Here is a 24115-nt window from a genome sequence, read left to right on the forward strand (position 1 = left end):
GGGTCAATGGAAAAAAGAGAACCGATGACTGTGCATGGCTTTAACAAAATCCAAAAAGAGTTTGAGGATCTCAAAGCTGAGCGACCAAGAGTTGTAGAGGAGATCGAAAGGGCAAAAGAGCATGGAGATTTGCGAGAAAATGCAGAGTACCATGCAGCTAAAGAGCGTCTTGCCTTTATTGATGCCCGCCTTGCTGAGCTCTCTGATCTTTTGGCTCGCGCTCAAGTAATCGATCCAAGTACTCTTCCTCATGACAAAGTTGGCTTTGGCTCTACTGTAAAACTTTTGGATCTAGAAGAGGATGAGGAGATAGAATATACAATTGTTGGTTCGACTGAGAGTAATCCAGAGCATGGACTTATCTCCTATAATACTCCACTGGCTCGTCAACTGCTAGGCAAAGAGGAGGGTGATGAGATAACTGTCAAGCTTCCAAAAGGTGAGATCGATTTTGAGGTATTAGAGGTCTACTACAAACCAATAGTTTTTAAGGATGAGAATTGAAATATAGATGTGCCATAGTAGGAGCTACCGGATATACCGGCTTAGAGCTTATTAAACTTCTGCTTAGTCACGACTATTTTACTCTCACAGCTCTCTATGGCAGTGAAGAGCTTCCAAGTATAGGTGAAATATATAGAGGATTAGAGGGTGTTGTAGATCTACCAGTACATAAGGCAGATCCAAAGCAGATAGCTAAAAGCTGCGATTTTGCATTTTTGGCTCTTCCGCACAAAAGTGCTATGCAAATAGCAAAGCCGCTTTTGGAAGAGGACGTCAAAGTGGTAGACCTCTCAGCAGACTACCGTTTGCAAAGAGAGAACTATGAAGCTTTCTACACTTCGCATACCGATCCAGAGCATCTTCAGAGCGCAGTTTATGGCCTCCCTGAAATCAATAGAGAAAAGATCCAAAAAGCTTCTCTTATAGCAAATCCTGGCTGCTATCCAACCGCAACGCTCTTAGCACTTATACCGTTTTTGCCTTATATTGATAATGACTATCCTCTCATGATCGATGCAAAGAGTGGTGTCAGTGGAGCTGGCAAAAAGTGTACGCACAACACTCACTATGTAACTATCAACGAGAATATTTTTGCTTACAACCCCATTAAGCACCGCCATAGTATCGAAATAAAAGAGAAACTGGCGAGTATCGGAGATGCTCTTTATGATATAAACTTCGTGCCACATCTGCTTCCTCTCACAAGAGGAATGCTTGTCAGTATCTATGCAATACTCCAAGAAAGCATCGATCCCATTGAAGTTTTGCGTGATTTTTATGCAGATGAGGAGTTTGTAAGAATCAAAGAGAGCCCTGTGGATATTAAATCAGTTGCTGGTACTCACTTTTGTGATATTTTTGCTACTACTCATGATAAGACGCTCTTTATTAGCAGTGCAATAGACAACCTCTTGCGAGGAGCCAGTTCCCAAGCCTTAGCCAATGCCAACTTGATGATGGGGATAGATGAGGGACATGCCCTCCCAAAAATTGCCTATATCCCTTAAAAAGGGTGCACTCTTTATCGCTGATGCGCATTACCATCAGGGGTTGAGAGAAGAGCTTGTAGCCTTTTTATCTCAAATCAAATCTCCACAAATTTTCTTAATGGGAGATATCAGTGATCTTCTGGTGGGCTCTATCCCTTCTACCTATAAACACAATAAAAAACTTATAGATACGATAAACTCTTTAGCACAAAAGTGTGAAATTATCTACCTTGAAGGCAATCACGACTTCAATCTCCAAAGAGTCTTTCCACACATTCAAGTAATCCCTAGAGCACAACAGCCACTCTATGTCAAAGATGGAGGCTATTTAGTAGCCTTGGCCCACGGGGATATTTTTGTTGGCAAAGGGTATGAGTTTTATCGCCGCGCAATAGAAAATCCACTTGTTTTGCGGGTTTTAAACCTTTTTAATAGCAATGACTGGATAGTGCACAAAATTCAAACATATAACGCTTCAAAAAATCTATGTAAATCGATAGAAGGATTTGAAGAGTTTGCCTGTAAGCGTGCAAGACTCTATCAAGCCGACATTGTTATAGAAGGGCATTTTCATCAAGCGTGCGAGTGTCAGTGTGAAGATACACGCTACATAAATCTTCCTTCATTTGGGTGTGATAAGCACTATATGCGCTATGAAGGGGATGCTACTTTTTCCAAAGTTGCACACCAAGGGTAAGCATAAAGCGATAATCTTTTTGATAGCCTTTGGTATTGCGCCACATGATACCTGGCGAGAGGGCAGTAAAGAGATGGTGGTGCATAAAATATAGATACCAATCAACTCCGGTGTAATAGTAGTTGATCTCCATGTTTTGTGATGAAGAGTCGTTGGCATAGATATCTGCATGATAGATGATATTGCTTGATTGGTGTGATTGGTAGAGTTTGAGTGATGTCACAAATTGATTTTTATAATCACTCTTTTCTTGGTAGCGGTAGTTGTTCTCAAATGCAAAAGTGGTGGAACTACTGAGGGGATAGGTGAAATTACAAAAAATAGATGTATCGTGTTGACGCTTGATATAGTAGCGATAATCAAACCCGTAGTAGATATGCAGGTTCTCAAAATGAGCCCTCCCATCATATCTCAGCCCTGCAAAGGGATCGATGCTATTGAGCTTCATACCTACACGATAGGAGAGTTTATTGCGCACATTGTAAGTCAAGCCTAAGAGATATGATTCGTTTTTTGTTACATCATTAATATTTTCAGCATTTTGGTTATCTATCGCCTCTTTTTGTCTGAAGTCCTCGAAAAAGAGTTTGAGCTTTTTTGAGGTGCGAGGAAGAGTAAAATTGGATTTGAGATTGAGTCTATAAAGAGGTTTGTGACGCTCTTCATAGGCTGATGTTAAAGATGCTTGTATATAAAATGATGGCCTCACTTTTGATGATACTCCAGAAAGCCAAATATCGAGTGCATCAAGATAGGTATAGATATAGTTGTCTGCTACAGAGAAAAAGTTCTCAATAGAGTTTGCAAAGAGAGTAGTAATAACAAAAAGACTAACTATAAAGAAGCGCATGTGCAACCTCGAATCTGTTTGCAGTCATGAGGTGAATTTTTGGATGGATGTTTAGAATCTCTTCAAAGAGCTCTTTGCTGAGATTAAAACCTACATCATACTCTTTTTCTTCTCCATCTTTGTGGGCTTTGTAGAGTTCATCAATCCAGAAACGAGGGACATTGATACCTGGTACATGTGAGGCGAGAAACTGTGCAGTTTTGAGTTTTGTTATTGGAAAGAGTCCAAGGATAAGTTGTGCATTTTGACGCTCCCCTTCAAACTCGTTGCGCACCTCATCAAACATCGCAAGCAGATTTTTGACATTTTCTATATCAAAGACTGGCTGGGTGATTACTCCAAGAGCGCCATGTTCGATCTTTTTTCTCAATCTTTTTTGCAATGTTTTTGGATTTTTTGCATAGGCATTGCTCACTGCAAACGGGTAAATTTTTTTTGGTTTGATACTAAACTCTCTTCCAGCATAATCGATTCCAGCATTAAAGCACTTTATAATATCAAGCAAGAGTGTGCTATCTCCTTCAAAACACCCTTTCGTATTTGGTTGGTCACTGATTTTTGCTGGGTCGCCTGTTAGGGCAAGTATTGCACGCACATCAAAATCATTCGCACCCAAAAGGTCTGATTGCAGAGCAAGCTTATTGCGATCGCGCATACTCATTGTAGCAATGACAGGTTTTTTAAATTTCTCTTGCAGCCTCATAGCAGCCATAATAGCGTTGTATTTGAGCTTTGCAAGGGGATTGTCGGTAGTTGTAAATGCATCTACTTTTTTATAAAGATTGCGTTGGTCTATTTTTTCAATAATATTGTTGATTGTTGGAAGGTGTCCAGGAGTAGTCTCTAGGGAGATATATCTGCCATTACGCAATTTATGTAAGAGTTCTTCAAACATACAAAGCCTCTTTTTGTTTTATTTTAATCAATAGTAGGTTAAACTATTGTAAAAAGGAGATGCATGAAACTGGCGGTTTTTGACTTCGATTCTACATTGATGGATGGTGAAACGATCGATTTTTTGGCTGGAGCCCTTGGGCTCAAAGATAAAGTTGCGCAAATTACAGAGATGGCAATGCAAGGAGAACTCGATTTTTTTGAAAGCCTCATAACTAGAGTCAAACTCCTCGAAGGCTTAGAAGTTGCAAAAGTTGATGAAATCTGCCACAACCTTCCCTATATGCCAGGAGCAAAAGAGACAATAAGTGAACTGAAAAAGAGAGGATACCGTGTCGTTGTATTTAGCGGCGGATTTCGCAATGCTACGAGCTATGCAAGAGATGTTTTAGGATTTGATGCTGATTTTAGCAATATTCTCCACGCAAAAGAGGGAAGACTCACAGGATTGGTAGGTGGAGATATGATGTTTGATTTTAGCAAAGGTGATATGTTGCAAAGACTCCAACATATTTTGCAAATTACTCCTGTAGATACAGTTGTAGTAGGTGACGGAGCCAATGATAGAAGCATGTTTGCCCATGCAAAGACAAAGATAGCGTTTTGCGCAAAAGATATTCTTAAAAAAGAGGCAAATGTTATAATTGATACAAAGGATCTGCGTGAAATACTTCGTGTGGTTGATTAGTTTTTTTCTTTTTATTTCACTCAATGCAAAGGAGACACATATGCAAGTTATATCATCAGCTTTTGAAAATGGGGGAGTAATTCCTTCACGCTATACCTGTGATGGAGAAAATATCTCTATTCCCCTTGAATTTATAGATGTTCCGGCAAATACGAAATCTTTGGCTGTTATTATGGATGATCCAGATGCACCTATGGGAGTATTTGTGCATTGGGTTATGTATGACATACCAGCTTCAATTAAGGAGCTTCCAGCTGGAATACCGCAAGCACCGGTTTTAGAGTATGGTATCAAGCAAGGCATCAATGATTTTGGTACTATTGGCTATGGAGGACCCTGTCCACCAAATGGTGCACACCGCTACTATATCAAAGTCTATGCCCTTGATACTCTCCCAGACCTCAAGCCAGGACTTACAAAAATGCAGCTTCTTCAGGCAATAGAGCCCTACATAATTGATGAAGGGGTTTTGATGGGAATATATGAGCGATAAACTCTATATAGGAACTAGCGGATTTTATTATGAGCATTGGAGGGGGATTTTTTATCCTCTAGATTTGCCAAAAAATAAACTCCTCTCCTTTTATGTGCAGCACTTCAATACCCTTGAACTCAATGCTACCTTCTACCATCTGCCAAAAACAAAAAGTGTCCAGCACTGGAATGAGCAAGCACCACAAGGTTTTTTGTACAGCATAAAAGCCTATCGTGCCATTACGCATTACAAAAAGTTGCACGAGTGCAAGGATGAACTCTACCGCTTCTTGCATCTTGTAAAGCCATTAAAGCCACATCTTGGTATGATTCTCTTTCAACTACCACCATCATTACACTATGATTTAGAGCTTTTAAGTGCATTTTTGCACCTTTTGCCACAAGGCTATCACTATGCGATGGAATTTCGCCACAGCTCTTGGTACACTGATGAGGTGTTTAAACTCCTGCGCCACTACAATGTAGCGCTCTGCCTTCACGACTTTGGACGCAAATCTATGCCACTTATAGCTACGAGTAGTGATGTCTATATTCGTTTACATGGTCCAAATGGTCATTATGGAGGATCATATAACGATGAAGCTTTGCAGCAATGGGCAAAACTCATAAGAGACTTTTTAGATCACAATAAGAGGATATTTTGCTATTTCAATAACGACTATGAAGGAAACGCAATCAATGATGCCAAAAGGCTCTTAGCTCTTTTGGCCACAGAGTAAAAAGATGTGGTAATCTTGCGCTTTTTTGATGGTATAGGCTCTCTTTTTGCAGATGATTTCAAGTCCATGTTTTTGGAAGATTTTTGCAAGCTCATATACATCGAATCCAAAGTGATAGACCCCTTCATTGCCGTGATCATGGAAACTCCCATCTTCACTCTCAAGATCAGCTATACAAACCTTTCCATTGGGTCTCAGTTTTGAGACAAGCTTTGCGACTATTGCATCGGTATCTTGTATATGGTGCAAAGCCATAGAGGAGATGATGAGGTCGGCTTGTGGCAAGGAAGCAAAATCATCTGTAGCGTAAGCTTTTTCTAAAGAGGGGCTCTTATTATTAAACTCTTCTCGCATCTTTTGGGAGATATCATACCCTATGAGTGTAGAAGTATCGTCAAGGAAGTGGTATCCAAGCAGTCCCGTACCACAGCCAAAATCTATAACTGTCTCATATTTGCTAGAAATACACTCTTTTATAGCATCCGCTACAGCTTTAGCAAGATTTTTGCGTCTTGCGCTTTTATCCCAATCATTTGCACGTTTGTCGAAACTACTCACCCTTAAGACCTAGACAGTTTATTGCGATACCACGGATTTTTCGTGCTTGGTAGTCGAGTTTGAACCATCTATCAAACACCTCAATTGCTGGAATATCTTGCGCTTTTGAAAAATCGAGTGCTCCGTTGGAGTCTTTAGGAATAAACTGCTCTAGAAATTCATACATATCCATGCGCATCTGCTCATACTTTTTGAACTCTTGCATTGCGGCTTCTTTGTCCATAGCTCCTCCTTATATTGAGTAAAAAAGTATAGTATCTTATCTTTTTTCAAATGAAAAAAATATATAAAAGTTACTATAAGGTAATTTTTCATAAAATTAGGCAAACGTTATCAATGGAGTAGCCCTATGCTGATGGAAGCAGTAAAATATATGATTCTTGGGATGGGTGTTGTCTTTGTCTTTTTGTATGTGATGGTGATTGTGCTCGATTGGCAACACAAAATCTTGCTCAAATACTTTCCACAAACATTCGAGGACGAATCTTCTACACCCCAGACAAAAACTTCAAGACGCGAAAAACTCAAAAAAGTAGCCGCGATAACTGCAGCTATCCACCATATGAAAAAATCCTAAAAAGAGGTGACAATGGCACAGAAAAAGAAATATATTGATGTAATGGATACCACTTTTAGAGACGGATTTCAGTCGGTCTTTGGTGGGCGTGTACTCATGCAAGACTTTCTACCGGCTCTTGATGCAGCCAAAGAGGTTGGGATCACGCACTTTGAATTTGGTGGAGGTGCACGCTTTCAAAGCCTCTTTTTCTACCTCAGAGAAAATGCGTTCGATATGATGGATGCCTTTAGAGAAAAAGTAGGACCAGAAGCGAACTTGCAAATCCTTGCTCGCGGTATCAATACGGTGATGCTTGATACTGGAAGCCGTGAAATGATAGATCTTTTTGCAAAACTCTTTGCAAAACATGGCACAACAACAGTGCGTAACTTCGATGCTCTCAATGATGTTGACAACCTTGAATACTCTGCACAGTGTATTAAAAAGCACGGAATGAAGCATGAAATAGTTATCACAATTATGGATCTTCCTCCAGGATGCACTGGGGTGCATACTCCAGAGTTTTATGAAAAGACACTGCGCGAAATCTTAGATAGAGGGATTGAGTTTGATAGCCTCGCTTTCAAAGATGCAAGTGGTACAAGCAGTCCTGATAAGGTATTTAAGACTATCAAAATGGCACGCAAACTCCTTGGTAAAGATGTGCATTTACGTCTTCATACCCATGAGACCGCAGGCGTGAGTGTAGCGTGCTATTTAGCAGCACTCGAAGCTGGTGTAGATGGTATTGATCTTGCAGCGTCTCCTGTGAGTGGGGGAACGAGCCAACCAGATATCATCACAATGCTTCACGCAGTCAAAGGTAAACCATACGATCTTGGTGGATTAGATATGGAAAAAGTTTTAGATTATGAAGAGACACTCAAAGAGTGCCTTGCAGACTACTTCATTCCACCTGAAGCAACACAAGTAAGCCCACTCATTCCATTCTCACCAATGCCAGGTGGAGCACTTACTGCAAATACCCAGATGATGCGTGATAATAAGATCTTGCACAAATACCCTGAAGTTATTAAAGCGATGCGCGAAGTAGTTGAGAAAGGTGGATTTGGTACAAGTGTAACGCCGGTAAGTCAGTTTTATTGGCAGCAAGCATTTAATAATGTCATGTTTGGGCCATGGAAGAAGATTGCTCCAGGATATGGCAAGATGGTTCTTGGATACTTTGGAAAAACGCCAGTTGTACCTGATCCAGAAGTGGTTGCACTTGCAAGTGAACAGCTTGGATTGGAACCTACTTCAGAAAACCCACTCGACATAGCAGATCGTGATGAGACTAAGTCTATTGCATACTGGAAGAAGCGACTTGAAGAAGAAAATATCGATACAACAGAAGAGAATATCTTCATAGCAGCAGCATGTGGAGATAAAGGTATTGCATTCTTAAAAGGCGAAAGCCCATTGATGGTAAGAAAAAAGAGCGAAATGGAGGAAGAGAAAGTGAGCAAAACTAATGGAATCTATACAGTAATTGTAGATGGAGAGAAGTTTGTTGTTGAGATTGCAGAAGGCAATGTAGAGGTCAAGCCGCAAGCTGAAGCAGAGGCTAAAAAAGAGCCTGAAATTGTTGAAGAGCAAGAGAGTAGAGGTGAAGCAGCAGGTGGCATGACTGAGATTAAATCTGCAGTTCCTGGAACAGTATGGAAAATCCTTGTCAATCCAGGTGATCAGGTAAAAGCTGGTGATAAGATCATGATATTAGAGTCGATGAAGATGGAGATAGATATTCCTGCACCAAAAGATGGAGTTATTGCGCACATCGCTGTCAAAGTCAATGATACGGTCGAAGAGGGCCAAGTATTAGCGACAATGGAGTAGGGATATGAAGAGAAAACTAATTACATTCCTGCTTGCACTCAGTGTCTTTGTGATCCCCATCACAGCACTCGCAACAATGGATCATATGGCAAAAGAGGCCAAACCTGCAGCCAAACAAGAGCAGCAGGTAGAGAGTAAAGGTTTTGGATCACTGCTCTATAACTTCTACAAGCAAACAGGTATCTATGCTTTTTTAAATCCTCAAGATAGTGTGAAAAACGCTAAAGGTGATCCAGTCAATAAGTTCCAGCAAAGCGCTGGACGCATAATTATGATTGGTATCTCTTTCTTACTTTTTTATCTAGCGATTGCCAAAGGATTTGAACCCCTTTTGCTCATTCCTATCGGTTTTGGCGGGTTGCTTGCCAATATTCCTTTGGCAAATATCATCGGCGATGGTGGATTTATCGGTGAGCTCTACAAAGCTGGTATTGCCAATGAGCTCTTTCCGATTCTCATCTTCATGGGTGTTGGCGCTATGACAGACTTTGGACCGCTGCTTGCCAATCCAAAGACTGCACTTTTGGGTGCTGCAGCGCAGTTTGGTATCTTTGGAACACTCGTTGGTGCAGTGGCGTTGAGCCAGATGGGAATTTTTGATTTTAGTCTGCAAGATTCTGCAGCAATTTCGATCATTGGCGGTGCTGATGGTCCAACAACGATCTTTATCGCTAGTAAACTAGCGCCTGACCTTTTGGGTGCAATGGCTGTGGCAGCATATAGCTACATGGCTCTAGTTCCAGTTATCCAACCTCCTATTATGAGGGCTTTGACTACGGAAGAGGAGCGAAAAATTCGTATGACTACAAGACGTAAAGTAAGCAAACTTGAAAAGATCCTCTTCCCACTCACAGTTCTTGTACTTACTATCTTGATTTTACCAGAGTCTTCTCCACTTATTGGAGCGCTTACTTTTGGAAACTTTGTGCGTGAATCTGGTGTGGTTGAGAGACTCTCTAAAACGTTACAAAATGAGCTTATCAATATCGTCACTATCTTCCTCGGCCTCTCAGTTGGTAGTAAGCTTGCAGCTGAATACTTCCTCGTACCAGAATCACTCGGTATTTTGCTTCTAGGACTTGTAGCGTTCTCACTTGGAACTGCAGCGGGTGTTATTATGGGTAAAATCATGAACAAACTCTCCAAAGAGCCTATCAATCCTCTCATAGGAGCTGCAGGTGTGAGTGCGGTACCTATGGCAGCGCGTGTGGCAAACAGGGTAGGAATGGAAGCAGATCCTACAAACGTATTACTCATGCATGCAATGGGCCCCAATGTGGCAGGAGTTATCGGTTCAGCTGTTGCAGCTGGGGTATTGCTCTCAATCTTCTAAGAGGCTTTTGCCTCTGTGTTTCTCTTTTGCAAAGCTTTTTTTTCGTTTGAGCTTTCGCAAAAGATTTGCCTCTTTAAGTACATCTTCTTGGATTTGGCTAGCCTCTTTTTCACTTAAGTGCAAATTCGCATTGCGCTCAACAAATTTTTCTAACTCTTTGAGGTATTCACTTTGCAAGTAGGTAGTCTCAATATCCTCTAAGGGTGCAAAGATTTTAGCTATATGGGCATCTATCTGCTCTTTTGTTCGCTCCGTTTGGAAAAAATCGACTATTCTATTGACGAAGCGTTCCAATTCACGAATATATTTAGATCGTATATAGCGATCTTTTTTCACACTCTTCCTTTGGTTATAATACTTTATAGATTTTATCATAAGGACGACTATGCAGCAAACTCCACCTATCGATCCGCAGCTTCTAGAGCTCATGATCAACCCTCCAAATTATGGTGAAATGCAAGATTATGATGCTAAAGGTTATGGGAAAAACCAGCAAACAGGTGAGATGGTTGTGATATACCTCAAAATTGATCCTGTAAGCAAAATCATAAAAGACATTAAATGGCAGACAAACGGATGTGGTACCACAGTAGTGAGTGGAGGGCTCTTTAGCAAGGAGTATAAAAACAAAACACTCCAGCATGGAATAGACTTTACCAATGAGGTCTTTGAAAAGATCAAAGATAATCCCCCACCAGATGCAGCGTGTGGCGAAGTGGTGGCGCGTGCTTTTATGGCGGCTGTAAAAGATTATGAAGCAAGACAAAAGGGGATAGAAAAAGATCACTATGAGTATGTGACCCTCAGTTGTCCAACTCCAGAGGAGCAATCATGAGAGAACTTTTTCGCAAAAAACATCAATTGTGGTTACAGATGCTCTATGGAGCATTTGCTTTGCAAGAGGGAAAAGAGTATGCGATACTTCTTGATTTTGCACGCATAGAATTTCGCCATCTCAAATGGCTTGCAAAATTGATGATCAAAGAGGGATTGGATTTTGATTGGGATAGAGAGCATATCGATATCGTGCATAAATTTGATAGAGGAGTTTATGAGACTTTAGTAGAAGTGATTGATAAGGTAGAAAGAGAGTATGGAGTGGCGCCTCTCTTTGATCGTATGAAAAGAGACGAAGCGTATATGCGCTACAAACTGGAGCAGTTTGCAAAGCAAGATCCCAAAGAACTCACAGCATTTGACAAAAGACTCTTCTATGAAGGGCTTGAGGGAGAGAGCCTTCAGGCATTAGTGGAGTTTTTGTTTGAAGAGTCGTATAAAGAGTATGAGCTTATTGTGACATACTTCTATGCAGCTATGCACACTAGCAGCAAAGAGCTCTATTCTATTTTTGAAGATTTGATATATGAATCGTGTTTTCATCTCAAATCATTTGCACTTCTGCAAGCAAAGCTTGGGATTTTGGCACTGCCAAGAGTTGTAATGAGAGAGGTCTATAAGTTTGAAGATCTAGAAAACTTCTTGCGCAATGGAATAGATGAAGAGATTGCAGCAAAAGAGCAGTGCAAGGCTCTGAGCCAAGCAGTATCAGATGAAGAGCTGCAAAAATTTTTTGATTTTATCAACTATCAAGAGGATTACCATATAGAGCTTATGCGCGAGGCTCTTGCTCATCTACAAAACTCTTGATGCATTTTTTTAGCATGTAAATAGTTTGTGGATGGGAGAGAATATCAGCATGCGTAGAAGAAGGAATCTCTTGACGTAGTTTAAGGTTTTTTATAAATGGCAAGAGCTTATTGAGTGTAGCTGGCGGAGTCATATCATCCTTGGCAGCTTGGATGATACAGACAGGTATATCTGTATTTTTGATATATACATAGGTTCTAAAAGGGTGCTTGATCAAAAATCCGATAGGACAGTAAGGGTATTTCAGCCTTGCTAAATGCTCTAAAGAGTAGTAGGGGGTGATAAGAATAATTCCTGCTACTTGAAAGCGTGAAGCCAAAAATGCTGCCACTCCAGTGCCTAAGCTGCGACCTATGAGAATGTTGGTTTTAGACCTAAATTTCTCGTAAACCTTCGTAGCTGCTTCGAAAATCGCATCTTGTGAAGGAGAACCCTTGGAGTTGCCATATCCAGGATAGTTCATTGCTACAAAGTTGTAGGGTGTGTCTATAAAATTATTGAGAAATTCTAATGCATTATTTGCATTGCCGCCAAAATAGAAAATTGTAACAGCACTTTTATTATCTATAATACCAACCTCTATTCCATCGATAAAAGTCTGTTTAATTTTTGGATGGAGATTTACCTCTTTTGGAGCAAGGTCTGTGCGAAAAATAAGCTTCTCTTGATTGAAATAAAGGTATGCGCAAAAAGATGCATATCCGATAATTGCAGTTGCAATTAGGAGAGTCGGTGTTTGTAGTCGCAATAATCAAATCTCCTTATTACTTCATACTCACCACTTTTGCGTAAAATTGCTAAATCAGGTAATCTTATACCATTAAAAGTTGTGTTTTTAACAAATGTATAGTGGATCATATCTTCAAAGATAAGCTTTTGATCAATTTCAAGCGGTTTATCGAAGCTGTAATCTCCTATCACATCACCTGCTAGACATGAGTTCCCACCCAAGCGATATGTATAGGGCTTTTTACCAGGATGACCAGCTCCTCTTACTTCCGGACGATAGGGCATTGCAAGTACATCTGGCATATGTGTTTCAGCTGAAGTATCAAGGATTGCAATAGGCATGCCGTTGTCTATGATATCGACTACGCTTGCGACAAGCACTCCTGTTTGCCAGCCTACCGCTTCGCCAGGTTCGAGGTAGACCTCAACACTGTAGCGCTCTTTAAAATCTTTGATGAGTTTAATGAGGAGCTCTTTGTCATACCCCTCTTTTGTTATATGGTGCCCTCCACCAAAATTTATCCATTTGCATTGTGGGATAAACTCTCCAAACTTCTCTTCAAATGCTTGCAGCACTCTTTGCAAAGAGGTAGCGCTCTCTTCGCAAAGTGCATGAAAATGCAGCCCCTCAATTGCATCATCCCAGTAAAAGTTATTGCGTGTGACACCAAGTCTACTCATAGGAGCACAAGGGTTATAGAGTTCCACGGGAGCAGCACTGTACTCAGGATTGACCCGCACGCCAAGAGATATGGAAGGGTTGACTTTCTTTACACGTGATTTGAATTTTTGCAATTGATTGAGAGAATTAAAGACCAGATGGTTGCTCATTTTTGCAATGAGATCGATTTCGTCCTCTTTGAAGGCGGGTGAATAGGTATGCACCTCTTTGCCAAGCTCTTCAAAAGCTAAATGGCACTCCCATAGTCCACTAGCAGTTGCACCATGGAGATACTTTTTTACAAGATCAAAAGTACTCCACATTGCAAAGCCTTTGAGTGCCAAAATAATTTTTGCACCACTTTTTTGTTGTACATCATCAAGGATTTGGAGATTGCGTTCCAAAAGAGCCTCTTCACACACATAAGCGGGCGTTTTGATGCGATCGATGACCTTTTCGATCCTACTTTCCAAAGACATCCTTCAATGCTTTAGTTGTGCGAGCAAGTGGAGAGGTGCGGATTGCATGCTCTTTTTGCGCTATCATTTTAAATATTCCATCAAGAGTACGGTTGGTCACGTAGCTGCTCAGATCTTTTTCTTCTACATTTGCAGGTGTATTCATACCAAGAGCTTGCATCGCTCCTTTGGTGTAGCTATTGTTTGTAAGGTTTGGTGCATATTTGTTATACGCTTCCATCATGAGACGATAATATTTTGTTACCTGCTCATTTTCGAGATGCTTTTTGATAATTGGTGCGATTTTTTCTTGAAGCTGCTTACCAGCATGCTGCTTGAAATATTGTGTAATTGCATCATCTTTGTTGCTAAGAATCAACCTTTTTGTATCCTCGGGTGAGATGCTTCTAGCAGTATTGAGTAAAATTGAGGCAGTCTCAGGTACAGCCTCCTCTGCAGCTCTATTCATGGAGAGCTCAAAATTATCCACATATTTTCCCATTCCTACACTGCGCAGTGTCTTTGCCACAGTCTGGACATTTTGCGGTAAGGGAATTTTGACAAGAGGATTTTTGTAAAAGCCATCCTTTTTGCCAAGGGTACCGATGGCATTTTTGATGCCAAGCTCGAGGGCATCATGGAGAGCGCTTTGTTCCTCATTTGAAGAAGTTACACTCTTTGTAGAGTTTTGATGCATATACTGCTTTGCTCCCTCTTGCAAACTATCTAAAAAGCCTGCCTGCAAAATGAGAGCACAAGCTATGAAAAGTATCATCTTTTTCATTTTATCTCCTTTGTTTGATTGGGATCCATCTCCAATACATGCCAAGGAAGTCCCTGCTTGTTGAGCTCTTCCATGAATGGATCAGGGTCAAACTGCTCCATATTCCATACTCCCGGTTTATACCATTTACGCTCTAGCATCATCTTTGCTCCAATCATTGCTGGAACTCCTGTAGTATAGCTTACGCATTGACTGTAAACTTCTTTGTAGGCTTCTTGGTGGTCACAGATATTATATATGTAAATTTTACGCCGTTTGCCATCTTTTATACCTTCACAGACTACACCGATATTTGTTTTTCCTTTGGTTCTAGCTCCAAGACTTGCAGGATCGGGCAAGAGCGCTTTGAGTACATGGAGTGGTACCACTTTGCATCCATCTACCTCAATCGGGTCGATACGCGTCATACCTACATTGTCAAGGACTTTGAGGTGAGTGAGGTAACTTTCGCTAAATGTCATCCAAAAGCGAATGCGCTTAAGCCCTTTGATATGCTTGACAAGTGATTCTTCTTCTTCATGGTAGAGAAGATAGCTATCTTTGGGACCGATTTCTGGGTAGTCCCATACCATTTTGATCTCCATAGGTTCAGTCTCAATCCATTTGCCGTCTTCCCAGTATCTTCCTTTGGAGTTGACTTCGCGGATATTGATTTCAGGGTTGAAATTGGTAGCAAATGGGTAACCATGATCTCCAGCATTACAGTCAAGTATGTCGATATACTCGATAGTGTCGAAATAGTGTTTTTGCGCATATGCTACAAATACATTTGTCACACCAGGATCAAATCCACTTCCAAGTAAACCCATAATGCCGCGTTCTTTAAATGGTTCATCCAATGCCCACTGCGGTCCATATTCAAATTTTGCAGTATCTGGATGCTCGTAATTGGCAGTATCAAGATAGTCCACCTTTGTCTCCATACAAGCTTCCATTATGGAGAGGTCTTGATACGGCAATGCAACATTAATGACAATATCTGGTTTGACAAGTTGTATAAGATCAATGAGTTCATTAACATTATCTGCATCGACTCTTGCTACATCAATATCTCGGTTCCACTTGTCTTTGATCTCTTGACGAATCTCTTCGCATTTGCTCAGCGTCCTACTAGCAAGTGCAATATGTTGGAACGTATCAGGATTGAGAGCACATTTGTGAGCAACGACACGGCCAACACCTCCTGCACCTATAATAAGCACTTTTCCCATATTGCTCTTCCTTTTTTATTTGATTATAGCAATATTACGCATAAATATCGATGAGGTGTTTTTTGCGTTTTTTCTTTTTGTATGAAGAGATGTTCTGTTTTTTTCTTTTTTTGCGCTTTTCTTGCCATAAGCGGTATGAGGGGTGCTCATTAGCACGGTACGATTTGACTACATTTTCTACAAAGAAGTCAGCCATAGTTTGCTCCTGTTTCTCCATTATAGCAAAAGCAATAAAAGTAGCAAAATATTTGAGCCTGATTGGATAAAATCTTGAGAAAAAAGGAGGAAGATATGATAAATGTAGTATGTCCAAATTGTTTGAGTGTCAATAGACTGCCTAAAAAAGAGCACTACAACAAAGCAAAGTGTGGAAAGTGCGGATCTGATCTCCTTGATACTCATCCTGTCGATCTCAATCCACAAAATTTTGAAGTAATGCTTACAAAAAATGATATTCCGGTTATTGTAGATTTTTGGGCTCCATGGTGTGGACCGTGTCTTATGATGGCTCCAAATTTTGAAGCAGCTGCAAGAGAGTTTCCGCTCAAAGCGCGATTTGCAAAACTCAATACCGAAGAGTATCCACAACTTGCTGCACCATACGGCATCAGAGGGATTCCTACTATGATAGCTTTCAAACATGGACAAGAGCTTGATAGGGTATCAGGAGCACTCAGTGCACCGCAGATTGCGCAGTGGGTAAGCAGATTTGTGTGAGGGCATATGCCCTCAAAAATTGTTAAATTGTAAGTTATTAAAAAGGTTGAATTATTTCAACTTAGAGATGTAATCAGCCAAAGCTTCGATGTCAGCATCGCTAAGATTTGCCACTTGACCTTTCATCAAAGCGCCCATACCGTGTACGTTTCTCGTACCAGCTTTGTAGCCTTTGAGAGCTTCAACGATTTTATCTTTTGGCCAACCTTTGATAACTTCAGATTTGCCAAGAGCTTTTTTCTCACCATTTGCACCATGACATCCAGCACATTTTTTATAAAGGGCTGCACCGTCAGCCGCCATAAGAGTAGTTGCAACTGCTGCTGCAAGAGTAAGTACTGCCAATTTTTTCATTGTATCCTCCTTATTTAGAATTTATTATTAACAGCTTGGAACTTCACCGCTGTCGCTAGCATATTTGTATGCAAAGTCATAAACATGGTTGAGTTGAGAAGCGTTGAGATACCCTTTTTTATATTTAGGGCAGAGTTTTTGAATCTCATCTTCGAACTTACCTTCCTCTTTGAGCTCTTCCCACTCATCCTGTGTATGCTTTGCAGCAAATTTTGCACCATTGAATCCACACACTTTTTTGAGTTTCTTTTGGTAGATTCTTTGACCCTTGCTTGCATCTGCAAATGCTGCAGTGCTTATGAAACTTGCACCAAGAATTGCTGCGAAGATTAGACTCGCGATTCTTTTCATTTTGCCTCCTTTTATTTAGTCAATTCAATTGTAAAGCATAATTGTGAAGTTATTGTGAATTATTTTATCTTTCCAAATATTTTGTATCTATCCCAGTAAATATCTAAAGCTTTGCGCAGAGTCTTTTCTCTGAATCTATGCCTATAGAGCCTCTTTTCAATTATATGTGCTTTGTCAGGATGGAGAAGGTTTTGCACCATTGCGTTTTTGACTGCTCGCTCGCTGCTATAGTAGAGGAGATAATCAAAAAATATTGGCTTGAGAGGTGCTCTCTTTCTCATATGGCATGGTATGCAAGACCTATCGAAGATATTTGCTCCCATAACCAACTCTACAAAAACAAAGGCAAGAAGGAGTTTTTTTACCATGTTACAGTCACTTTCGTATATTTTTGCTCTTTTGAATCGATTTTAATCTTAAGTCCAAACTCTTTGGCAATGCTGAGCACTATGTGCATACCTATACCAAATCCTCCTTCGCTGTTTGTGAGGCGTTTGTAGCGCTCAAAAATCTCCTCTTTTTTCTCTTCAGGTATTCCGATGCCACTATCTTCTATGCTAAAACCGTTGCGAAATGTTGTGATTTTGATAGTACCGCCTACCTTATTGTATTTGATTGCGTTGGAGAGAAGGTTGTCTATGAGGCGAGTGATTTTTTGCTTGTCAGCTTCTAAGAATGTAGGCGATTGGGAAAAACTTATCTTGATCTTTTTGGCTTCAGCCATTGTGGCAAAGTAGGTAAGCCTTTGGGAGATGAGACTATTGATATCGATCTTTTCTATTTTTGAAGGGATTTTATCCTGGAGCAAAAGATAGGTGAGATCTTTATATATAGTTGAAATTGTGCGTGCTGCTATATCTATTCGCTGGAGTTTTTTGGCTACTTTTTGATCGATTTTGTTCTTATCGATAGTTTCGATATTGGCCAAAATGGTACTCACAGGCGTGTTGAGTTCGTGGGTTGTATCTTTGATGAAGTTGTTGAGCAACAAAAATGAGTCTTTCATAGGACGCAAAAACTGCTTGACAAGGAAATATCCTAGTACTGCCATAAAGAGCAAAAAGAGGGTGCCATAGAGTGCAATGTTGCGATAAAGAGTTGTTAACCATTTTTCATCATCTGGCACTTCAATCACAACATATTTAGCTCCAAGGTAGTAAAGGCCAGGCTCTTTTATAAAGTAGATATATTTTCCTTTTTTATAAAGATAATCATTGAAATCGACTGCATCATTATGCAGGAGCGAAAATATTTTTTTGTAATCTGCATCAAAGATTGCAGAGTGAAATGTGGAGTAGCGAGGATAGAAGTTATCTTCAAGCAATGATTCATGCATTGCTTTGATACGGCGAATGACATCTTTGGAGTTTTCTTGCAGGCGCGGCAACTTAGAGTAGAGCATCACATCTTTTTCAAATTTATAGTACATTACCGATGCAAGAGCAAATATAATGAGGGTCAAAAATATATAGAGTCCCAAAAACTTTATGAGACTATGTTTCTCACTTGATAAATTTATATCCATAGCGCTTTATGCTCTCAATTCTCTCTTTTCCAAGATATTTGCGCAGATTCTTTATGTAGGTGCGCAAAGCCATATCGCTGGGTGTCTCATTATAGTCCCAAAGCGTTTCATAGATTTGTTCATGGCTTATCTGCTCATTGGGGTGTTTGAGAAACAGTTTGAGAAGGCGTATCTCTTTTTGGTTGAGGTTGACTGGCTTGCCGTCGACATAGAGCGTGCCACTTTTGATATCAAAGTAGCTCTTTTCATTTATTGCGATTTTGCTCTCTTTTGCTTCGTAAGTACGCTTGAGCAGTGTTTCCATGCGGAGTTTGAGCTCTTTGAGTGCAAAGGGTTTGCGGATATAGTCATCTGCACCACTAGCGAATCCTTTTTCAAGATTTTCTACACTATCAAGGGAAGTGATGAAGATTGCTGGCGCATCACTTCTTTGGCGAATCTGCCTAAGAAGGGTAAATCCATCTGTTCCCGGCACCATTACATCCAAAAGCAAAATATCAAAATTCTCTTCATATATCTTATCCAATGCCTCATCGGAGTTATAAACTGCTGTGACTTGGAATCCTTCATCTTCTAGATACTCTGCTATTGTCTCACTCAGGCTCATATCATCTTCTAAAAGTAAAACATTCGTGTTTTGCAAACTTACTCCTTTAGCTATATAATATTATAAAAAATCGGAGTAAATATGAAATGTACGGTGTGCCGGCGTGGAGAGCTTTTTTATCTCTTTGGTTGGGGTTTGATGGTAACAGCATTTAACAGCTTTACAGTTGGATGTGTGGAGCTGAGCACAACTGGTGCATATAGCCTGCTCATTGCGGGTGTTGTAGTGATGATCTATGGAGCATATATTAAATCAAAAGCGAAAGAAGGGTAGTTATGGCCATTACAAATGCAGAGATAGCAAAAATCTTCAATGAATATGCTGATATGCTAGAAATTAAAGGGGAAAATCCTTTTAAAGTACGAGCATATAGAAATGCTGCTAGAACGGTAGAAAATATCGGTAAACCTCTTGAAGAGCTTGTCAAAGAGGGGTATGATCTCACAAAACTTCCAGGTATTGGTGCAGATCTGAGTAGCTACATAAAAGAGATCGTCACTACTGGGAAATTTTCAAAACTAGAGCAGATCAAAGAGGAGATTCCTCCAACTCTTGTGGAGATGCTCTCTATCGAGGGATTGGGTCCAAAAAGAATTAAAACGCTCTATGAGAAACTTCATATTCAGACTATGGATGATCTAAAAAGAGCTGCTGAGAGTGGTGAAATAGAAAAGCTTCCCGGTTTTGGTCCTACTCTTGTGGAGAAGATTTTAAAAGGGGTCGTATTAGCCAAGAAAGCTGGCCACCGCTTCAAATGGAGTGAAGCTAAGGAGTATGTGGATGATCTCTTGGCATATCTTTCACAAATTGAGCTGACACACTTAGAGGTTGCAGGAAGTTTTAGGAGAAAGAAAGAGACGGTAGGGGATCTTGATATTTTGGCTACTGCCAAAGATTTTAGCGAAGTGATTCGCCACTTTATAAAATATCCAAAAATCAAAGAGGTGGTTTCTGCAGGCTCTACCAGATCGACTGTTATTTTGAATAATGACTTGCAAGTGGATCTGCGGAGTGTAGAGGATGAGAGCTATGGAAGTGCCTTGCACTACTTCACAGGCTCCAAGCAGCACAATATTGAGATCAGAAAACTAGCAATTGAGCTTGGACTCAAAGTCAATGAGTATGGAGTTTTTAGAGGTGAAGAGCGTATAGCCGGAAAAACTGAAGAGGAGGTCTATAAGGCTGTAGGGTTATGTTATATTGAGCCAGAACTGAGAGAAAATCGCGGGGAGATAGTAGCGTGTAAAGCTGGCAAACTTCCAAAACTCATAGAACTCAAAGATATCAGAGGCGATCTGCACATGCATACGGTATACAGTGATGGAAAACACACTATTGAGGATATGGCAAAAGCTGCAAAAGAGATGGGGTATGAATACATCGCTATCACTGATCACTCAAAGCGTTTGACGGTAGCAAAGGGGCTTGATGAGAAGAGAGTTTTGCAAGAGTTTGAAGAGATAGATAAGGTCAATGAAAAAATAGCAGGCCTAACCATATTAAAAGGTATGGAAGTAGATATACTAGAGGATGGCTCACTTGATATGAGTGATGATGTACTCAAAGAGATGGATGTAGTTTTAGTTGCAGTGCACTATAAATTTAATCTCTCTAAAGAGAAACAGACTGCCCGTATACTCAAAGCTTTTGAAAATCCACATGTCAATATATTAGCACATCCTACCGCAAGGATGATAAATATGCGCGATCCGATAGATATCGATATGGAGAAGATTTTGCAAAGTGCAAAAGAGAGCAATATCCATATGGAGATAAATGCACAGCCTGATAGGTTGGATCTTAATGATATACACGCCAAGATGGCAAAAGAGATAGGTGTGAAGATGGCTATCAATACCGATTCGCACAATATCTATTCTTTATACTATATGCAATATGGTGTGAACCAAGCACGTCGCGGATGGTGCGAAAAAGAGGACATTATCAATACACGCTCACTCAAAGAGCTCAAAAAACTTCTTAAAAGGTAAAAAATGTATACATATCCTTTTAGACCTGCGACTCCTTATGTGGCAGTTGATGGAATCATTAAGATATTTGATAATGAAAAATTTTTGGGTATTGTTTTGATTGAGCGTAAGAATCCGCCTCTTGGTGTGGCGCTTCCTGGCGGATTTGTAGAGATTGGAGAGAGTGTGCAGGATGCACTGCTGCGAGAAATGAGGGAAGAGACAAGTTTAGATGTAGAGATTATTCGCATCTTCAATGTCTACAGTGATCCCAAGAGGGATCCACGCTTTCACACTGTATCAGTTACTTTTGAGTGCAAAGCCTCACAAATGCCAAAAGCAAATGATGATGCAAAAAAGGCTGCTATTTATAAACTTGAAGAGATACCATGGAAAAGACTTGTTTTTGACCATGCGAAAATTTTGAGGGATTTTTTAGAAGACAGGTCGTGTATCTAAATAATTTCATCTTTGAGATTGGTTTGAATATACTTTGCTATAACAAAATGGGTGTGACTATCAATATTGGTAAATTGTAAGCCATACTGTCCTGGTCCATCATATGTGATGTGCGCTTTGACTATAGCTTCAGCCTCTATACCTTCATAAGTGAGTTTGAATTTTACTTCTAGTTGATCACCCTGCTTAAAAGCATCTTCATCTACACAAATTTTCACACCGCCTTCTGAAATATTGCATATTTTACATTTGTAGTAGGGGTAATCTCTGAGACGTCCTACCTTTTTGACCAGTCCATCGATATCGACTTCGATACGTGGGTATTTTCTTTTTGCCAAAACTTCAATATTTTGGGAATGAGGAATTTGTAAGAATTTATTCTCAAAATACTTCAAAACATCTTCAACGACTGTATTGAATTTGTAGGCTATGAGATGGCGTATCTCAAAAATGACAAATCCTTGCATACCATTTTTGAATCTATCCATATTGGCATGGAGATCGATCTGCCACAACCCGTAATCATCATAATTTTTTATTAATGTTATAGGATTGTAAGAAAACCTGTCAAAATAGAATTTTGCCTTTTGCTGTTCACGTATCTCTTTTGTGGAATAGATCCGTTGGGTAATGCCTGAGGTAAATCCCAATTTATCTTCAATAGAGGAGATCATAGCGCTATCAAATTTTGGAGCTATTTCACGATATTTTTGTACTACCTGGTTGAAAAAATCTTTATTGACAAGGACTCTACTTGGATCGAGATCGCACTGTTGTGCATAGTCGTAAAGGAATGTTATTTCTTGAGCAGTAAGATCATGAATTTTTGCATTCTTGTAAAAATCTTCTATCGTCATACTAGATCTATCTTTTTTATTTATATTCATCTTCATGTAAAAAGTATAGCAAAGAAGCGTTGCAGAAGTGTTGCAAAGGAGGATAAGTGGCGGAGCCGACGGGACTCGAACCCGCGACCTCCGGCGTGACAGGCCGGCATTCTAACCAGCTGAACTACGGCTCCAATGGTGGTCGCTAGTGGACTCGAACCACTGACCACTTGCTTGTAAGGCAAGCGCTCTACCAACTGAGCTAAGCGACCATCATATGGCGACCCCTAGGGGATTTGAACCCCTGTGACCACCGTGAAAGGGTGGCATCCTTGGCCACTAGATGAAGGGGTCGCAAGTGGTGACCCGTGTTGGATTCGAACCAACGGCCCACTCCTTAAAAGGGAGTTGCTCTACCAACTGAGCTAACGGGTCAAACCTTCGCGATTATGGGCTTTTGCCTATCGCGTTTGCGAATGTGAGTGAAATTATAAGAAAAAAATTTTGAGATGTCAAGAGTTTTAGAAAAGTTCCTCTTTTGCAATTTCAAAGAGGAGTCTGACTCCATACATTGCTGCTTGATACTGGATATAGTTGCGATCACCCTTAAAGTGCATAGTGCGAATAAGTTCGCTCTCTTTACCTCTACATCCTACAACTACCGTTCCTACGGGTTTTGTGGGAGTTGCACCACCTGGTCCTGCTATACCGCTAATGGCTATTGCATAGTCTGCACTAGCTACTTTGAGAGCTCCTCGTAGCATCTCTTCTACTGTCTCTTCGCTCACAGCCCCAAAGGCTTCGAGTGTCTCTTTTTTCACACCTAGCCATGCATGTTTGATCTCATTTGCATATGTAACAAGTGAACCGTTGAATATGTTTGATGAGCCAGGAATTTTGGTCAAGAGGCTTGCTAACAATCCTCCTGTACAGCTCTCAGCAAATGTAATCGTTTTGTGTGCAATAGTAAATCGCTCTATGAGATACTCAAATACATTGTGGGCTACGATCATACTCTGGGGTAGCATGAGTTTGAGATTTTGGACAAAGATTGCAAGATCTCCATACTTTTTGTTATAGACAAATACTTTGTGAAGTTCCGGAGTCTCTTGTGTCAAAACATAGCCAATATCATAGCTCTTGGCTAGTGGATCAATCTTCTCCATTATCTGTGCTCTATCCAAACCAAAAATAAATAAATTGGTAGATTCGTTTTGTAGTCCTAGCAATATTTTTGGTAGCTTTTCACCAATTTTAACACGTAAAAGATTTATCGCAGAGGGGTTTGCTTCAATCAAAAATGAGTTCGATTCTGCAGCGGTCGCTTTTGTAGGAACTAAAAAGTTCTCTTTTGCAACGAGTGTATCATCATAGAGAGTAGCGATAATTTTACTTACAGTAGGATAGCTCTCATAGGTTGTGACAATCAAAAGATTTCTATACTCTTTTGCAAAATCTGCTATATGGACAAAAAGATTTTTATCCCGCTCTTTATAAAAAACAATCGCACTTATTGTATCCACATTTTTAAGCAGTTGGCGCTTGACATAGGAGACAAACTCGTCATTGATCTGAAACTCTTTCCCTATGAAGAGGAGGGCTGTTTGCATAGAGAACCTTTGTGATTTTTTTGATTATAGCAAATATTCAGTACCTTTTAATTACTTTTTTTATAAAATATATCTTAAAA

32 protein-coding genes and 4 tRNA genes are annotated in these 24115 nt (G+C 40.2%); 15 read left to right on the forward strand and 21 right to left on the reverse strand.

Going from position 1 to position 24115, the window contains the following annotated elements:
* Window positions 1-6 precede the first annotated feature (6 nt).
* Genes greA through JG734_RS03015 form a run of 3 tightly spaced genes read left to right on the forward strand, consistent with a single transcriptional unit; the run spans window position 7 to window position 2190 of the window.
* A complete protein-coding gene (greA, locus tag JG734_RS03005) occupies window positions 7-504 on the forward strand; it encodes a transcription elongation factor GreA (RefSeq protein ID WP_201333554.1) in 498 nt (165 codons plus the stop codon).
* Window positions 501-1511 carry an N-acetyl-gamma-glutamyl-phosphate reductase gene (gene argC / locus JG734_RS03010; RefSeq protein ID WP_201333555.1) on the forward strand — a complete coding sequence of 337 codons (1011 nt, stop codon included), beginning with the start codon at window positions 501-503 and terminating at the stop codon, window positions 1509-1511. Before greA ends, argC begins: the two co-directional genes overlap by 4 nt.
* Entirely contained in the window at window positions 1471-2190 is a 720-nt protein-coding gene (locus tag JG734_RS03015) for a UDP-2,3-diacylglucosamine diphosphatase (RefSeq protein ID WP_201333556.1), read from the forward strand. The genes argC and JG734_RS03015 overlap by 41 nt, the downstream gene beginning before the upstream one ends.
* Here JG734_RS03015 and JG734_RS03020 read toward each other — a convergent pair.
* Window positions 2159-3040, reverse strand: coding sequence for a hypothetical protein (locus tag JG734_RS03020; RefSeq protein WP_201333557.1), 882 nt, complete (start codon window positions 3038-3040; stop codon window positions 2159-2161). The genes JG734_RS03015 and JG734_RS03020 overlap by 32 nt on opposite strands.
* On the reverse strand, window positions 3021-3935 hold the full coding sequence (locus tag JG734_RS03025) for a methylenetetrahydrofolate reductase (protein WP_201333558.1): 915 nt from the start codon (window positions 3933-3935) through the stop codon (window positions 3021-3023). Before JG734_RS03025 ends, JG734_RS03020 begins: the two co-directional genes overlap by 20 nt.
* Before the next feature lie 63 nt (window positions 3936-3998).
* Here JG734_RS03025 and serB point away from each other — a divergent pair, with 63 nt between their 5' ends.
* From serB to JG734_RS03040, 3 genes are read left to right on the forward strand one after another with little or no spacing between them, the layout of a single operon-like run.
* Window positions 3999-4622: a phosphoserine phosphatase SerB gene (gene serB, locus JG734_RS03030; RefSeq protein WP_201333559.1), complete on the forward strand. Its 624-nt coding sequence runs from the start codon at window positions 3999-4001 to the stop codon at window positions 4620-4622.
* Between the two features lie 40 nt (window positions 4623-4662).
* A complete protein-coding gene (locus JG734_RS03035; RefSeq protein ID WP_201333560.1) occupies window positions 4663-5115 on the forward strand; it encodes a YbhB/YbcL family Raf kinase inhibitor-like protein in 453 nt (150 codons plus the stop codon).
* Complete coding sequence (locus JG734_RS03040) at window positions 5105-5836, forward strand: DUF72 domain-containing protein (protein ID WP_201333561.1); 732 nt, start codon at window positions 5105-5107, stop codon at window positions 5834-5836. The genes JG734_RS03035 and JG734_RS03040 overlap by 11 nt, the downstream gene beginning before the upstream one ends.
* On the opposite strand, the gene JG734_RS03045 is transcribed toward JG734_RS03040, so the two are convergent.
* Entirely contained in the window at window positions 5813-6394 is a 582-nt protein-coding gene (locus JG734_RS03045) for a class I SAM-dependent methyltransferase (RefSeq protein WP_201333562.1), read from the reverse strand. The two genes, JG734_RS03040 and JG734_RS03045, sit on opposite strands and share 24 nt — an antisense overlap.
* On the reverse strand, window positions 6387-6617 hold the full coding sequence (locus JG734_RS03050) for a hypothetical protein (RefSeq protein WP_201333563.1): 231 nt from the start codon (window positions 6615-6617) through the stop codon (window positions 6387-6389). The genes JG734_RS03045 and JG734_RS03050 overlap by 8 nt, the downstream gene beginning before the upstream one ends.
* A 126-nt stretch (window positions 6618-6743) precedes the next feature.
* On the opposite strand from JG734_RS03050, the gene JG734_RS03055 reads away from it, so the two are divergent.
* Genes JG734_RS03055 through JG734_RS03065 form a run of 3 tightly spaced genes read left to right on the forward strand, consistent with a single transcriptional unit; the run spans window position 6744 to window position 10125 of the window.
* On the forward strand, window positions 6744-6971 hold the full coding sequence (locus tag JG734_RS03055; RefSeq protein ID WP_201333564.1) for an OadG family protein: 228 nt from the start codon (window positions 6744-6746) through the stop codon (window positions 6969-6971).
* Between the two features lie 12 nt (window positions 6972-6983).
* The gene (locus JG734_RS03060; protein WP_201333565.1) at window positions 6984-8792 is read left to right on the forward strand and encodes a biotin/lipoyl-containing protein; all 1809 of its coding nucleotides are present in this window, start codon (window positions 6984-6986) and stop codon (window positions 8790-8792) included.
* A 4-nt stretch (window positions 8793-8796) separates the two neighbouring features.
* Window positions 8797-10125 carry a sodium ion-translocating decarboxylase subunit beta gene (locus tag JG734_RS03065; protein WP_201333566.1) on the forward strand — a complete coding sequence of 443 codons (1329 nt, stop codon included), beginning with the start codon at window positions 8797-8799 and terminating at the stop codon, window positions 10123-10125.
* Here the strand turns inward: JG734_RS03065 and JG734_RS03070 are convergent.
* The gene (locus tag JG734_RS03070; protein WP_201333567.1) at window positions 10114-10461 is read right to left on the reverse strand and encodes a hypothetical protein; all 348 of its coding nucleotides are present in this window, start codon (window positions 10459-10461) and stop codon (window positions 10114-10116) included. The genes JG734_RS03065 and JG734_RS03070 overlap by 12 nt on opposite strands.
* A gap of 49 nt (window positions 10462-10510) precedes the next feature.
* Between JG734_RS03070 and JG734_RS03075 the strand changes: the two genes are divergently transcribed.
* Together JG734_RS03075 and JG734_RS03080 are read left to right on the forward strand one after the other, a co-directional pair.
* Window positions 10511-10960: an iron-sulfur cluster assembly scaffold protein gene (locus tag JG734_RS03075; RefSeq protein ID WP_201333568.1), complete on the forward strand. Its 450-nt coding sequence runs from the start codon at window positions 10511-10513 to the stop codon at window positions 10958-10960.
* A complete protein-coding gene (locus JG734_RS03080) occupies window positions 10957-11772 on the forward strand; it encodes a hypothetical protein (RefSeq protein WP_201333569.1) in 816 nt (271 codons plus the stop codon). Before JG734_RS03075 ends, JG734_RS03080 begins: the two co-directional genes overlap by 4 nt.
* Here JG734_RS03080 and JG734_RS03085 read toward each other — a convergent pair.
* Genes JG734_RS03085 through JG734_RS03105 form a run of 5 tightly spaced genes read right to left on the reverse strand, consistent with a single transcriptional unit; the run spans window position 11735 to window position 15811 of the window.
* Window positions 11735-12520: an alpha/beta hydrolase gene (locus tag JG734_RS03085; RefSeq protein ID WP_201333570.1), complete on the reverse strand. Its 786-nt coding sequence runs from the start codon at window positions 12518-12520 to the stop codon at window positions 11735-11737. The two genes, JG734_RS03080 and JG734_RS03085, sit on opposite strands and share 38 nt — an antisense overlap.
* Window positions 12493-13635, reverse strand: a complete 1143-nt coding sequence (gene nspC / locus JG734_RS03090; RefSeq protein ID WP_370583621.1) for a carboxynorspermidine decarboxylase — start codon at window positions 13633-13635, stop codon at window positions 12493-12495. The genes JG734_RS03085 and nspC overlap by 28 nt, the downstream gene beginning before the upstream one ends.
* Entirely contained in the window at window positions 13625-14404 is a 780-nt protein-coding gene (locus JG734_RS03095; RefSeq protein ID WP_201333572.1) for a DUF4197 domain-containing protein, read from the reverse strand. The genes nspC and JG734_RS03095 overlap by 11 nt, the downstream gene beginning before the upstream one ends.
* Entirely contained in the window at window positions 14401-15615 is a 1215-nt protein-coding gene (locus JG734_RS03100) for a saccharopine dehydrogenase family protein (RefSeq protein ID WP_201333573.1), read from the reverse strand. The genes JG734_RS03095 and JG734_RS03100 overlap by 4 nt, the downstream gene beginning before the upstream one ends.
* 34 nt (window positions 15616-15649) lie before the next feature.
* Window positions 15650-15811: a hypothetical protein gene (locus JG734_RS03105; protein ID WP_201333574.1), complete on the reverse strand. Its 162-nt coding sequence runs from the start codon at window positions 15809-15811 to the stop codon at window positions 15650-15652.
* Window positions 15812-15906: 95 nt separating this feature from the next.
* On the opposite strand from JG734_RS03105, the gene trxC reads away from it, so the two are divergent.
* A complete protein-coding gene (gene trxC / locus JG734_RS03110) occupies window positions 15907-16332 on the forward strand; it encodes a thioredoxin TrxC (RefSeq protein WP_201333575.1) in 426 nt (141 codons plus the stop codon).
* 51 nt (window positions 16333-16383) lie between these two features.
* Here the strand turns inward: trxC and JG734_RS03115 are convergent, their stop codons facing one another.
* Genes JG734_RS03115 through JG734_RS03135 form a run of 5 tightly spaced genes read right to left on the reverse strand, consistent with a single transcriptional unit; the run spans window position 16384 to window position 19205 of the window.
* Window positions 16384-16686, reverse strand: a complete 303-nt coding sequence (locus tag JG734_RS03115) for a c-type cytochrome (RefSeq protein WP_201333576.1) — start codon at window positions 16684-16686, stop codon at window positions 16384-16386.
* A gap of 27 nt (window positions 16687-16713) precedes the next feature.
* On the reverse strand, window positions 16714-17037 hold the full coding sequence (locus JG734_RS03120) for a cytochrome C (protein WP_201332985.1): 324 nt from the start codon (window positions 17035-17037) through the stop codon (window positions 16714-16716).
* A gap of 59 nt (window positions 17038-17096) precedes the next feature.
* Window positions 17097-17405, reverse strand: a complete 309-nt coding sequence (locus JG734_RS03125; protein ID WP_201333577.1) for a hypothetical protein — start codon at window positions 17403-17405, stop codon at window positions 17097-17099.
* Entirely contained in the window at window positions 17399-18562 is a 1164-nt protein-coding gene (locus JG734_RS03130) for a HAMP domain-containing sensor histidine kinase (RefSeq protein WP_201333578.1), read from the reverse strand. Before JG734_RS03130 ends, JG734_RS03125 begins: the two co-directional genes overlap by 7 nt.
* A complete protein-coding gene (locus JG734_RS03135) occupies window positions 18540-19205 on the reverse strand; it encodes a response regulator transcription factor (RefSeq protein ID WP_201333579.1) in 666 nt (221 codons plus the stop codon). Before JG734_RS03135 ends, JG734_RS03130 begins: the two co-directional genes overlap by 23 nt.
* 102 nt (window positions 19206-19307) lie before the next feature.
* On the opposite strand from JG734_RS03135, the gene JG734_RS09480 reads away from it, so the two are divergent.
* From JG734_RS09480 to JG734_RS03145, 3 genes are read left to right on the forward strand one after another with little or no spacing between them, the layout of a single operon-like run.
* The gene (locus tag JG734_RS09480) at window positions 19308-19442 is read left to right on the forward strand and encodes a hypothetical protein (RefSeq protein WP_255531404.1); all 135 of its coding nucleotides are present in this window, start codon (window positions 19308-19310) and stop codon (window positions 19440-19442) included.
* 2 nt (window positions 19443-19444) lie between these two features.
* Window positions 19445-21160 (forward strand): DNA polymerase/3'-5' exonuclease PolX, encoded by a 1716-nt coding sequence (gene polX, locus JG734_RS03140; RefSeq protein WP_201333580.1) that lies wholly within the window; start codon window positions 19445-19447, stop codon window positions 21158-21160.
* Window positions 21161-21163: 3 nt separating this feature from the next.
* Window positions 21164-21598: an NUDIX hydrolase gene (locus tag JG734_RS03145; RefSeq protein WP_201333581.1), complete on the forward strand. Its 435-nt coding sequence runs from the start codon at window positions 21164-21166 to the stop codon at window positions 21596-21598.
* On the opposite strand, the gene JG734_RS03150 is transcribed toward JG734_RS03145, so the two are convergent.
* The 6 genes from JG734_RS03150 to JG734_RS03175 all read right to left on the reverse strand — a co-directional run bounded on the left by JG734_RS03150 (window position 21595) and on the right by JG734_RS03175 (window position 24035).
* On the reverse strand, window positions 21595-22455 hold the full coding sequence (locus JG734_RS03150) for a PilZ domain-containing protein (RefSeq protein WP_201333582.1): 861 nt from the start codon (window positions 22453-22455) through the stop codon (window positions 21595-21597). The genes JG734_RS03145 and JG734_RS03150 overlap by 4 nt on opposite strands.
* An 87-nt stretch (window positions 22456-22542) precedes the next feature.
* Window positions 22543-22619, reverse strand: a tRNA-Asp gene (locus tag JG734_RS03155).
* A gap of 2 nt (window positions 22620-22621) precedes the next feature.
* Window positions 22622-22697 (reverse strand) — tRNA-Val (locus tag JG734_RS03160).
* A 6-nt stretch (window positions 22698-22703) separates the two neighbouring features.
* Window positions 22704-22779: transfer RNA gene (locus JG734_RS03165), tRNA-Glu, on the reverse strand.
* A 5-nt stretch (window positions 22780-22784) separates the two neighbouring features.
* Window positions 22785-22860, reverse strand: a tRNA-Lys gene (locus tag JG734_RS03170).
* A gap of 86 nt (window positions 22861-22946) precedes the next feature.
* Window positions 22947-24035 (reverse strand): CinA family protein, encoded by a 1089-nt coding sequence (locus JG734_RS03175; protein ID WP_201333583.1) that lies wholly within the window; start codon window positions 24033-24035, stop codon window positions 22947-22949.
* Window positions 24036-24115 lie beyond the last annotated feature (80 nt).

Origin of the sequence: Nitratiruptor sp. YY09-18 (assembly GCF_016593235.1) — a bacterium.
Lineage (GTDB): Bacteria > Campylobacterota > Campylobacteria > Campylobacterales > Nitratiruptoraceae > Nitratiruptor.